Annotated in this window: 10 protein-coding genes; 7 read left to right on the top strand and 3 right to left on the bottom strand. The window is 59.4% G+C overall.

Annotated elements, in window-relative coordinates; genetic code table 11:
- Positions 1 to 312: 312 nt before the first annotated feature.
- The gene (locus tag DXY10_RS01745) at positions 313 to 900 is read right to left on the bottom strand and encodes a glutathione S-transferase family protein (RefSeq protein ID WP_115015450.1); all 588 of its coding nucleotides are present in this window, start codon (positions 898 to 900) and stop codon (positions 313 to 315) included.
- A gap of 56 nt (positions 901 to 956) precedes the next feature.
- Between DXY10_RS01745 and DXY10_RS01750 the strand changes: the two genes are divergently transcribed.
- Positions 957 to 2,495, top strand: coding sequence for a hypothetical protein (locus DXY10_RS01750; RefSeq protein ID WP_115015452.1), 1,539 nt, complete (start codon positions 957 to 959; stop codon positions 2,493 to 2,495).
- A gap of 39 nt (positions 2,496 to 2,534) precedes the next feature.
- Here DXY10_RS01750 and DXY10_RS01755 read toward each other — a convergent pair whose 3' ends face one another.
- Positions 2,535 to 5,276: an AAA family ATPase gene (locus DXY10_RS01755; RefSeq protein ID WP_115015454.1), complete on the bottom strand. Its 2,742-nt coding sequence runs from the start codon at positions 5,274 to 5,276 to the stop codon at positions 2,535 to 2,537.
- Positions 5,273 to 6,514 (bottom strand): DNA repair exonuclease, encoded by a 1,242-nt coding sequence (locus DXY10_RS01760; RefSeq protein ID WP_115015456.1) that lies wholly within the window; start codon positions 6,512 to 6,514, stop codon positions 5,273 to 5,275. The genes DXY10_RS01755 and DXY10_RS01760 overlap by 4 nt, the downstream gene beginning before the upstream one ends.
- A 95-nt stretch (positions 6,515 to 6,609) precedes the next feature.
- Here DXY10_RS01760 and DXY10_RS01765 point away from each other — a divergent pair, with 95 nt between their 5' ends.
- The 6 genes from DXY10_RS01765 (at position 6,610) to DXY10_RS01790 (ending at position 11,809) form a co-directional block, all read left to right on the top strand.
- Positions 6,610 to 6,831 (top strand): hypothetical protein, encoded by a 222-nt coding sequence (locus tag DXY10_RS01765; RefSeq protein ID WP_115015457.1) that lies wholly within the window; start codon positions 6,610 to 6,612, stop codon positions 6,829 to 6,831.
- 117 nt (positions 6,832 to 6,948) lie between these two features.
- Positions 6,949 to 8,115, top strand: coding sequence for a phosphotransferase enzyme family protein (locus DXY10_RS01770; protein WP_115015459.1), 1,167 nt, complete (start codon positions 6,949 to 6,951; stop codon positions 8,113 to 8,115).
- A 29-nt stretch (positions 8,116 to 8,144) separates the two neighbouring features.
- Positions 8,145 to 8,714 (top strand): DOMON-like domain-containing protein, encoded by a 570-nt coding sequence (locus tag DXY10_RS01775; protein WP_244281880.1) that lies wholly within the window; start codon positions 8,145 to 8,147, stop codon positions 8,712 to 8,714.
- 14 nt (positions 8,715 to 8,728) lie between these two features.
- Positions 8,729 to 9,748: a lytic transglycosylase domain-containing protein gene (locus tag DXY10_RS01780; protein WP_115015462.1), complete on the top strand. Its 1,020-nt coding sequence runs from the start codon at positions 8,729 to 8,731 to the stop codon at positions 9,746 to 9,748.
- Positions 9,749 to 10,453 (top strand): hypothetical protein, encoded by a 705-nt coding sequence (locus tag DXY10_RS01785; RefSeq protein ID WP_115015464.1) that lies wholly within the window; start codon positions 9,749 to 9,751, stop codon positions 10,451 to 10,453.
- Between the two features lie 27 nt (positions 10,454 to 10,480).
- Positions 10,481 to 11,809 carry an O-acetylhomoserine aminocarboxypropyltransferase/cysteine synthase family protein gene (locus DXY10_RS01790; protein ID WP_115015465.1) on the top strand — a complete coding sequence of 443 codons (1,329 nt, stop codon included), beginning with the start codon at positions 10,481 to 10,483 and terminating at the stop codon, positions 11,807 to 11,809.
- The last annotated feature ends 1 nt before the right edge of the window (position 11,810 follow it).

Below are 11,810 nucleotides of genomic sequence, written 5' to 3' on the forward strand. Positions count from 1 at the left end.
GCCAGACAGCTTCAGCTGGCCACGTTGCTGCAGCGTTGGAGCAACCTCACCTCTTGTTCGACCATCAAGTCATGCAATGACCCAGCAGCCACAAGCTTTGCAAAGGCTTGGGAGCTTCGTCCTGATCGCGATGATGACCAGGCTTGAGGGTTAGAGGCCGACGTACGGCTGAAGGATGGCGAGCAGTGCATAGACGTTGTGAATGAGATGGCGATGGATGCGTTCGCGCATGGCGAGTCATCACTTCATAGAGCCTTGTCACGAGGTGTGCTATAGGCAAAGTGGCCTATCTGCTCTTGCCTGCGAACGCGCTCAGCTTTGCAGTCCCATCGCTTTCCGGTAGGCGGGCCTCTGCTGCACTGAGGCGATCAGGGTTTGGATGGTCGGGTAAGGGCTGAGGTCGAGCTCGGGGAAGAACATCGGCAGGTAGGCCAGGTAGGCTTGCACAGCACAGTCGGCGGCGCCCCACTGGCGACCCACAAGAGGCTGGGCTGGGTCAAGTCTCTGGTTGAGCGCATCCATCAGGCGCGGGAATTCGCGTTCCCGATTGCTGGGCACGAACAGGGCAATGGCCAAGGTTGCATTTGCGAACAGCAGCCATTGGCTGGTGAGGGCTCGCTCGGCATCGGATTGGATGTCTTGACTGTGACGGTCTGCAAGGTGGAGAAGGATTGCACCGCTTTCGAAGAGCTTCAACGGTTGTCCTTCGTTGTCGCAGAGGCTGTCATCCACAATGGCTGGCAGCTTGCCGAAAGGATTGATCGCCAGAAAGTCCGCTTGGCGGTGTTGATTGGCCTTCAGATCCAGTTCCACCAGCTTGTAGGCGATCTCTTTCTCTTCCATGTACCAGCGCGGCATCGATGCTCTTGTGCGCTGACCGCCGTAAAGGGTGAGTGTCATTGGTCTTGCTGATTAGGGTGTGAGGCGATCATCGCGCCAGTGAGTTGACCGGACGGATGACGCTTGAAAATGGCCTTCGCAGCAATGCTTTCTTCCCTCGCAGCCTGGATGCCGATCTGATCAAGCAACGCATCCTCGATCTTGAGCGAGGCAAGGTCGGTCTGTACAGCGTTGGCCTATACCCCGCTTCACTGGCCTACAACTGCGCGATGCAGCAGGCATCAGAAAATAGTCTGATGCTGGCGCCTCGCCCAGGTCGCGCCTTGTTCGGGGCCTTCCCAGCGAGCGCACTGGATGGGATGGATTCAGACCACGTCGATGCGATGGAGCGGATGGCCAGCCATGCCGTCGCTGGCGAGAGGGTGCCCAATACCCTCAGCGATCTGATTCGGGAGTGTGAACTGGTGGTGTTGGCGGCCAACAGCAACCACATTGAGGAAGACCTGCAGGAGGCCTGCAGGTTGCGACAGGAGCTCGGTCGCGAAAACGTTGTGCTGGCCTGTCTGGCCGGATCCTTCAGTCACGATCACATTCAGAACGAGTCCTATGTGCTCTGTGAACGAGAGCCCAATCTCGCCTTCTTTTCTGGATTCCATCGGCACGGTGCCCTACGCAATCCACTCGACAGCTTCACGGCAAACTTCTGCCATCCCAATGCGCTCACAGCGCTGCTTGGCGCACGCATGCTCGATCGGTTGTCACCGAACATTCAGGTTTCCCCTGGCGTGCACAACGTTGAGGGGCAATACATCAAGGCTGCGAAGAATATGTCTTCGGTGTTTGCTGGCTTTGGCTACACCTATCACCAGGAGAACCCTGGGGTCTTACCGACTCTGCTCACCCTTTTACTCGAGCAGTGCCTCGACCAAGCGGCAACGGTCTCGATGGCGCGCCGTGATCGTCAGAGGCTTTACAACCGTCAACCCTTCCCTCTGACAGAGCTCGGCTATGGGGTGCAACGTATTGAGGCGGCCTTGGTGCGTGGTGGCGATATGGAGAAGGTTCGGGACCATACCTTCGCCCAACTCACGGCAATGGTTGCCGATGTGCGCGGCAGCATGATGTTGCCGGTTTCCGGTCGGCCTACACGCAACTTCCAGGCGGGACAGGTGCTTGCCGATCGGATGCGCGAGCTTCAGCGTTGTCCGGCTTCGATGGAGGAGCTAGAGGGCTGGTGCGAAGAAGAGGGGCTCAGTAAAGGAGGCCTCGAAGGTTTAAAGGCGTTGCGTTATTGGCCTCAGATCGTGCGCAAGTACGCCATCCCTGTACATGACGCGTCGATGGTCAACTTGCTGTATATGGCGATCTACGGCATACCTTCCACGAAGGATGTGGCTTTATCGGTGATGACGGACAGTCGAGAACTCTCCACGTATTGCCAGGAGTCTGTGCGTCCGACCCACAGCCGACGTTATGCAGAGGCATTGCAGAGTTTGCAGCAGCCGGAGGCGATGGATCTCATCGTCAACGCGGTGATCGCCGATAACGCACGTAAGGCCATCCGTGATGATTTGGCCCTCGACGAGGGGGACGATCTTGGCCAACCCCCTGCCTATCTGCGGGCCATGAATGTGATTGAAACCGCTCTGGATTAAGCAGTGATCCTGCCCAGGCGCCTGCTGTCTGGATTGTGTTTAGCCCAATGTGACGACGGTATCGGCAATCTCGCAATAGGGGCTGCCATCGCAACTGAGCACGATCACTTGCAAGCCGCTGTCCACCGCCTTCCTCAGCATCGCCAGAACGGTCTGGAGACGTTCCGGATCCGTGTTGGTGAAGGCATCATCAAACAAAACGGGTAGGCAATTGTCATGGCCAGAGCGCAGGGCGTCGGCAATGGCCAGTCGAAGTGCTGCGTTCAACTGTTCCTTCATGCCGCCACTAAGCGCTGTGAAAGGCAGCATCAGTCCGTCGCGTTGAAGGCTGAGATCCTTCAGTCCATCCTTGGCGGCATAGTTCAGGGCGCATGCATCGCCGGGGTGTCTGAGCAGCGGGGTTAGGTAGCTGCTGATGCCGTCACGAATGGGTGCGGTGTAGCGGCTGGATAGATCGCTTCGCGCGGTGTCGAACAGTTCAAGCAGATGGCGATGGGCGCGCACCTGCAGTGCTTCGTCCTGATGCTCCTGTTCGGCCTGTTGCAGCAGCGTTCTGGATTCTTCGGTTACCGCATACGGATCTCCTTTGCCGAGGCTGCGGCATCGTTCCAGCAGTCCACCTCGTTCAGCACTGAGGTTCTGAAGCTGTTGCTGCATCGCCTGCTCCTCTTGCCGAAGCGTCGCCAACTGGCTTGCGGCGTTCGGTCGCTGAGCGTCATTGCTGCCTGCGGTGTCTGCGAAGGCTGAGAGCTTGGAGCGCAACTGTTCGATCTGTTCGGTGAGCTGCCGCAGCGTCTCCGTCAGCACGTTTCCATCGCCGTGGTCGCGAATCATGGTCTCCAGTTGTTTGTGGAGGCTGCGGGTTTCGGCTAGCAACCCCTCGCGCTTGAGTTGCAAAGCCTGGTGTGTGTTGCTGACGGTTATGCACCTCTGCTCCAGGTCCTGCAACCCTTGTTGGGCCTTCTGGCCTTCATCCTTCACCTGGCGGTAGCGGCTGCGGCAGTGCGCAAGCTGCTGCTGGAGTGTGTCCCCATTCCGGCTGCTGCTGGACTCTGGCAGTGAGGGATCCACTGTTGTCAGTTCCTCGTCTGACAGTTCCTCGTCTGACAGTTCCTCGTCAAGATCACGCAGCCGCTGCCGCAGGGTCTGTTCGTCCCTCTCCAGGCCCTCGTCAGTGCCTGCGGACGATCGCTGCTGCTTCAACAGGGATTCACGGGTGTGCAGTTGCATTCGCTTTTCAAAGCGCCCATCGAGTTCCTCAAGGCTGGTGGCCTGCCACGTTTTGAGGCTTGTTGCAATCGCATCCTGAAGCGCCTGTCTGTCCTGGCAGAGCTCTTCCAGGCCAGCGCCTCCTCCGGGGCTGATGCGCACCCTGACGTTCTCACCGATCGATAGAGCAAAGGTGCTGGATCGACGCTGGGATTCACCTGTTGCGAGCGATTCGTCATCAAGGCGCACCTCTTGATCGCTGCGTTCGAGGGTGACCACCGAGGCCATGGCCTCAAGGCGGACCTGGACGGCCTCCAGTTGGCGTTGCTGATCCTTGAGGGTGTTCAGTTCCTTTCGCGCTGGTGCCCTCAGCCCGGCCAGGGCTTTGGTGATGTCGACGAGCTCCTGTTGCCAGGCCTGTTGATGCTGACGTTGTTGGATCAGGTGCCCCAGGCGTTCTTGCAGTTGCTTGTGTTCTTCCAGGCGCCTGAGCCTTTGGCCTTGCTGTTCCAATGCACTGCGCTCTGCCTCGCGCTGGTCGCGGTTGCGACGCGCATTTTTTACCGCCTCCTCAGCCTGATTGATCGTTTCGCTGAGGCGGTTTAATTCGGCATCAACCTGCTTCAGTTGTTTTTGCTGACGCTGGAGGCTCTCTTCGGTCTGGCGCAGATTGCGCTGCTGCATCGCCAATTGGCTCTGCTGTTGCTGCATGGGGATGAGTTGTTGTTCCACGCCCTTGCGCTCTGCCAAGGCCTTGTCTTGTTGCTGCTGCAGAGCAACGAGCCGCTGACGTTTCGCTTCCAACGACGGACTCTGAACCTGCTCGAGTTGACGCTGCTTGTCTTCAATCGCATCCAACGCGGCGTTGGCCTGTTCATAACGCTCCAGGTCCGCGGTGGCGGCATCCAGCTGGAGGCGACGCTCCTCCAACGCCTGTTCACACTGCCAAAGCCGGCTCTGATGGCGTGTGCCGCGGCTGGTGAGACTCGAACTCACCAACTGTTCGAGTTGACGATGCAGCTGTTGATCAAGAGGGGATTGCAGTGCGGCATCAGCCCGTTGCTCCAATTGCTCAATTAGACCGTGGAGGTCGTAATACTCACCACCGAGTTGGAGCAGATCTCTGCCGGCCTCTCCTTGCATGACCCACAGATGGGCCCAGCGGCTGGGTAATACACGTCCGGCTTGGCGGCTGCCGATGATCTCCTCCACGCCGAGCAAGGTTGCCAGATGTTCCTCGGCTTCTGCTCCCAGCCGAGGTGCTTCCCCAGTCCCCTTCAGGCTGGTCGTGCCGCTCTGCCCGCTAAACCGTTTTTGGAGGGCCCACTCTCGTCCGCGGGCTTGAAACTGGAGGTCAACCTGAGGATGGCCAGGGTGCTGAAGGGAGCGCATTCGCTGCACTGGGGCCCCAGTGGCAGTGGCCCGAAGGAAAAGGGTGCGGTGCAGGGCCTCCACCAGGGAGCTCTTGCCGGTTTCGTTGGCACCTGTGATCAAGGTGAGTCCAGGATCAAAGGCCAGCGTCAGCTCACGATGTCGGCGAACGCTGCTGAGCCTGCAATGCAGCAATTTCATGCGGCGGCCTCCAACGCTTCCTCCGCTTCCGCCGCCTGATAAAGCCTGTGCAGTTCGCACAGTGATGTCTCCAGTAGGGAAATCTGTTCAGAGTCCGTCGGGTCGGTCTGCTCGAGCTTGGTCTGAAGCGTCTGGGCAATCGAGCGCATGAGGGGAGCGTTGCTTCGATCCAACAGTTCGGAGAGTTCCGAGGCCTCAGGGCGGCGGTGACAATGTCCGCGGATCCTGAGGTGGAGCAGCCGGGTGCGTAGTCGATCGAGCCAGTGCTGCAAGGCGTGGTGATCCTCAAGGCCCAGCTGTCCATCGAGCTCCAGGCGGAGTAGGTCCCGTCCAACTCTGCTGCCGGTGAGGGTTTGGATCCGTTGTTTGACGCGTTCGAGATCCTTGCCGCTGCGGAGGCTGATCCGTTCGCTATGCCAGTGCATCCCAGCGGTGCACACCGGCCGGACATCCGGGGATTGACCGCGCTCCACATCGGCGATCAGCACCTGGTTGCGTTGGTCGTCGCTGCTGGTGGGAAAGCGGTCAGGTTCGGGGGTGCCGCAATACCAGCCTTTTGGACCTACCGCCTTGAGAGCATGCCAATCGCCGAGGGCGAGATAGTCATAGGCCTCGACATCCCAACGGGATGGGTTGAGCTGATTGACTGCTTGGGGTCGTTTGCTGTCTGTCTGGGCGACGTCGTCTTCGTTGTGAATGGATGCGTAGTCGGTGGCTGTGAAGCCTTGGATCGAGCCATGGGCCAGCACGATGCGGGCGAGATCTGGCTTGAGTTGGCTCCAGTCGAGAGTCTCGATCCAGGCGCCAGGACTGACGCTCTCGTGCTGGCGCCGTAAGGGGCAAGGCAGCACGGTGAAGCCGGCGATTTCCAACGGAACGGGCTCGAGGAGCAGATGGAGATTGGCGGCCCGTTGCTGCATTTCCACCTGCACATCGCCTCGGCGCCAGACGCCACCGGCGCCACCGTGGTCATGGTTTCCGGGAATAACCAGCACCGGAATGTTGATTGACCCAATCAGTTCGAGCACCTCCATCACCAGGGCACCGTCCACGGTGCTGCTGTCGAACAGGTCGCCAGCCACCATCACCACATCAACCGCATGATTTGCGGCTTGTTCGATGATCTGCTCGATTGCGACGAGTCGTGTCCGCTGCAGACGGCTGCGGCGTTCCGGATCAGTGATCCATCGATAGGGCTTGCCGATCTGCCAGTCAGCGGTGTGAAGCAGACGAGGCACGGTGGAACGAGGAACAACGGAGTTGCGCCCATGCTGCCTTGCGCTGTCATGGTTGGCGAATGGCGCGAAGATGAAAGGGCCTCGAAATCTCGCTGATGGTTCTTAACCGTCTTCTCACCACTGGAACGTTGTCGCTGGCGATCAGTGTTGGGGTCGTTTCAGCCGTGGTGTCTCCGGTTGAAGCCAAAACGACCCGTTCTTTCAGCGGTTCCAACCCTGCTGAAGTGGAAAAGAACGCGCGGCGAGCTGGTTTCGACTACCCCGATGGCGAGATGAAATGCAGCAGCCGTTGCAATCAGCGCTGGGCGAAAGACTGACAACTGGCGCTGATTCTCTGCTCGCTTGCCCGTATAACGCCTGAGGTTCTGCACACTGCTGCCTGAATCTCAGGCTTCAACCCGCCAAGGTTGCGGTCTGAGACGCATGCGAATCGTGTGACCCTGGCTTCCTCCTCTGCTACTCGCTCTCTGGAGGTGATTGCCGGTCGTTTTCACCCACCGGATCAGATTGATGCCATCGATGCCATCGGATCAGGCAATGTCAACGACACGTTTTTAGTGCGACTGGCCCGGGAGTCCAATCCCGATGCCTTTGTGATGCAGCGCATCAACACCCAGGTATTCACCAGGCCCGATCTCGTGATGGGCAATCTGATCGCCCTGGGGCGCCACGTGCAGCGCCGCATCGCCTCAGGGCTTCCCGAATTGGATGGCCGCCGTTGGGAGGTGCCACGCGTGCTGTCCACCCTCAGCGAGGATCGTCATTGGGTGGAGCATGAAGGTCAGTTCTGGCGATCGATCAGCTACATCGGTGCCGCCACCGCCCACGATGTTGTCACCGACTGTGCTCATGCCCGAGAGGTGGGTTATGGCCTGGGCATGTTTCACCATTTGATCAGTGACCTTCCGGTGGAGGCCCTTGCCGACACCCTTGAAGGGTTTCATGTCACGCCTGCGTATCTAAAGCGTTACGACGGCGTGTTGTCGGCTTGGTCTGGCGCTAATGGAGGTGTCGATGGAGATGTCGATGTTGATGCGTCTCGCTTGTCGGAGGCTTTCGCTTATGTCGCCCAAGGTCGAGCCGGGGCGGATGTGCTGGAAGCGGCCTGTTCAAGAGGAGAGCTGCAGCGCAGGCCGATCCATGGAGATCCGAAAATCAACAACGTGATGATCGATGAGAGCAGTGGTCAGGCCGTGGGCTTGATCGATCTCGACACCGTGAAGCCCGGCTTGGTGCACTACGACATCGGTGATTGCCTGCGATCCTGTTGCAATCCGGTCGGTGAGGAGGTCAGCGACCTGAGCAAGGTCCGTTTTGATCTCGGCCTCTGTCGCGCCATCCTTGAGGGGTATTTCTCGGTGGCACGCGCTTTCCTCTCGTCTGCTGATCTGGCTTATTTGCCTGCCTGCATTCGCCTGATTCCGTTCGAGCTTGGTCTTCGTTTTCTGACGGATCATCTGGAGGGTGATCGGTATTTCAAGGTGGATCGTCGCGGTCAAAATCTGGATCGTGCTCTTGTGCAGTTCGCCTTGATGCGTTCCATTGAGAACCAATTCGAGGCGATTGAGACCCTCGTTGTTGAACTGACAAGCACCACCTGATCTGAGCCAAGATGGCGCGCCACTCAACGATGGTTTGCCAGGTTTGCAGGCTGCAACCTCACTGCCTGGAACCAGCTCCATCCCTTGCGATCACTGCAGAGATCATCTGGCAGGAGGCCGGCACGATCCTTCTCAGTTATGGCGTTTTGCCAATTGGTGATCGCAAGGCTGCTGAGCCACTCGATCAACAGCTGGTCGGTCCCTGGCAGTGGGGTTGCCCGCAGGGCCAGCGTTGCGATCAGCTATGGCAGCACACCTGTTTTGAGGCCTTCCTGGGACTCCCTGGTAGTGAGGCCTATTGGGAGCTGAATGTGTCTCCTGGTGGGGATTGGAATCTTTATCACTTCAGCGGTTACCGCAGGGATGGGTTGGCCGAAATGGCGGCTGTTCCGCCTCTGGTATCGATCAAGCGACAGGGCCTGGGACTTCGCTGCACTGTGCAGTTGGATCCCCGAGGCTTCTGGCCAGCCTCGGCTGTGCCCGAGATCGGCCTGACCATGGTTGCGGAAGATCCCACGGGTGCCCTCAGCTACTGGGCCTTATCCCATCCTGGAGATCAGGCAGATTTTCACGATCGCCGCAGCTTCCTGGTTCCCTGATTCCTTCTCTTCCCATGACCTCACTGCGGCGATGGATTGGCATTCTTGTCGCTGGCTGTGGTGTGCCCCTCGCCCTCGTCGCCCAGCAGCGCCTTGCCATCCCTTCCGGTGAAGAGATGGCTCCCTCATCGGTTCCGGCCACGAGCCCGTCTGAAGGCCCGATGCTGCCAACGGATCCCTTGTTGCCCCTCAGCCCAAGTGGCCGTCACTATCCGCTAGTGCCCACCAAGGCCGATGCGATTGCCCAGCTGCTCAGCGTTTTAGAGGAGGCAATCCGCAACCCTGCCACCCCCTTCGATCAGATCCCCCAGCTCGCCCATCAGCAGCAGGTGATTTATCGGGTTTTGTCTCACGAGCCTGAGCGCGCAACAGCTGTGCGCAACGCCCTCCCAACCCGCTGGCGCTGGGTGTTCGATCAGCACATCGCTGCACGTCGGGAGTTTCTGGCGATGCATCGCGGTCCGGCTTCCGCTCGTGTTCCCGCATGGCGGATTCAATCGCCAGCGCCTGAAGCGCAGCTCCTTCGTGCCTATCGCAGCGCGGCTGAGGCCACAGGAATTCCCTGGACTGTCCTGGCTGCGGTGAATTTGGTCGAGACCGGAATGGGCCGCATCGATGGCGTGTCTGTGGCGAATGCCCAGGGCCCGATGCAGTTCTTGCCCACGACTTGGGCTGAGGCGGGCATCGGCCAAGGCGGAGACATCCGCGATCCTTGGGATTCGATTCATGCTGCCGCTCGGTATTTGGTGCGTCGTGGCGGCCTGCGCGATCTTCGCCAGGGACTGTGGGGTTACAACAACAGCGATCATTACGGTGAAGCGGTGCTGCGCTATGCCGCGCTGCTTGATCGCGATCCCCTGGCCTACCGGGGGCTTTATCACTGGCAGATCCATTACGCCTCGGCGGCTGGTGACCTTTGGTTGCATGAGGGCTATCACCGCAGCAAGCCTGCATCTGCCCATCAGCACAGCCGAGAGCAGCCGTTCAGCAAACCGCCCTCTACGCTGCCCTTAAGTACAAACACACAGAGCTGAGTGGCGAAGGAACTGACCCATCGCGCCGATGAACTTCAGGCCCTCGGCTGGTCTGCTGATGAGGTGGCTCGTTATGCCGAACTCTGGGATTATCGCCAGCGCTGGGGTGCGATGAACCTCGAGCGGGAGGACCGACTTTTTCTGCGCAAGGCCGAGGCTGCTCTGCCGGCGATTGTGACCGGCAAGGCGGCAGCCAAGAAGAACATTCGGGAGAAGTCCTACTACCTCTGGTTGCAGTTCCATCTTGATGCGATGACCGCGGCGGAGCAGGGATTCGGACTATCCGAGGGGGCCCGTGGGGCATGGGCGATGCTGCTTGAGGAGGAGCTACGCCTGCTCGACTATTACCAACCTGTGCTTGGTCTCCCCGACACCCTGAAGGCCAAGGGGTTCGACGCTGTGCGCGCCGAGATGGCCGCTGATGCCGTCAGCCTCGCCGCCGATGGTGGTTCGATGCAGCAGTACGACTTCAAAGCAGCGCTGGACACCCTCAAGGCGACGGAAACCAGTCGTTGGCGTCACTTGTTGGATCAAGATGGTGCCCAGCCCTATCCAGTCCTGGATGGCCCAACGGCGGCGTCCTTCCGGCAGCAGGTTCGCAGCCGCTTCGTGCCCCTCGTTCGGCAGACCTTGCCTTCCCTGGCTGAGACCGACAAGCCCGAGCCTGCTGATGAGTGGAGTTGTGCCGTTGATGCCGACAGCTAGAACAGGATCACGCTCGCCTGATCAGCCTTGACCACGCATCGCTTCGAGACGCTTCAGCTGCACGCCGGTCAGTCTCCCGATCCCGCGACCAATGCGCGGGCGGTGCCCATTTACCAGACCAGTTCCTACGTTTTTAACGATGCAGAGCACGGGGCCAATTTGTTTGGCCTCAAGGAATTCGGGAACATTTACACCCGTCTGATGAATCCGACGACGGATGTCTTCGAGAAAAGGGTGGCAGCACTGGAGGGCGGTGTGGCGGCTCTTGCAACGGCATCTGGTCAGTCGGCTCAGTTCCTTGCGATTACCAACTGCATGCAGGCGGGTGACAACTTTGTCTCCACCTCATTCCTCTACGGCGGAACCTACAACCAGTTCAAGGTGCAGTTCCCACGTCTCGGCATTGAGGTGAAATTCGCAGCAGGCGATTCCGTGGAGAGTTTCGCCGCTCAGATCGACTCCAAAACCAAGGCCATCTATGTCGAAGCGATGGGGAATCCCCGCTTCAATATCCCTGATTTTGAGGGGCTTTCGGCTCTAGCAAAAGACCACGGCATCCCTTTGATCGTTGACAACACCCTGGGGGCCTGCGGGGCGTTGCTGCGCCCGATCGAACATGGCGCAGATGTCGTTGTGGAGAGTGCAACCAAGTGGATCGGTGGCCACGGCACCAGTCTTGGCGGAGTGATTGTTGATGCGGGCACCTTCAATTGGGGTAACGGCAAGTTCCCGCTGATGAGTCAGCCCAGTGCCGCCTATCACGGCCTGGTGCACTGGGATGCCTTCGGTTTTGGCAGCGATATCTGCAAGATGCTCGGCCTCCCTGATGATCGGAATATCGCCTTCGCTTTGCGTGCTCGCGTAGAGGGGCTGCGTGACTGGGGGCCGGCCGTGAGCCCGTTCAACAGTTTCCTGCTCCTGCAGGGGCTGGAAACTCTCAGCCTTCGCGTTGAGCGTCACACCCAGAATGCGATGGCGTTGGCCACATGGCTGCAGGATCACTCCCTGGTGGCGTCTGTGAGTTATCCCGGTCTGGCGGGCGACCCATACCACGATGTTGCCAAGAAGTACCTCACCGGCCGAGGCATGGGCTGCATGCTGATGTTCTCGCTGAAGGGCGGTTACGACGATGCCGTGCGTTTCATCGACAGCCTCAAGCTCGCCAGCCACCTGGCCAATGTTGGCGATGCCAAGACGCTGGTGATCCATCCGGCCTCCACCACGCACCAGCAGCTGTCCGATGAGGAGCAGGCCTCTGCTGGAGTCACCCCCACGATGGTGCGGGTGTCTGTGGGGCTTGAACACATCGATGACATCAAGGCTGATTTCGATCAGGCCCTGGCGGCGATTGCCTGAT

Origin of the sequence: Synechococcus sp. UW140 (genome assembly GCF_900474295.1) — a bacterium.
Classification (GTDB): domain Bacteria; phylum Cyanobacteriota; class Cyanobacteriia; order PCC-6307; family Cyanobiaceae; genus Synechococcus_C.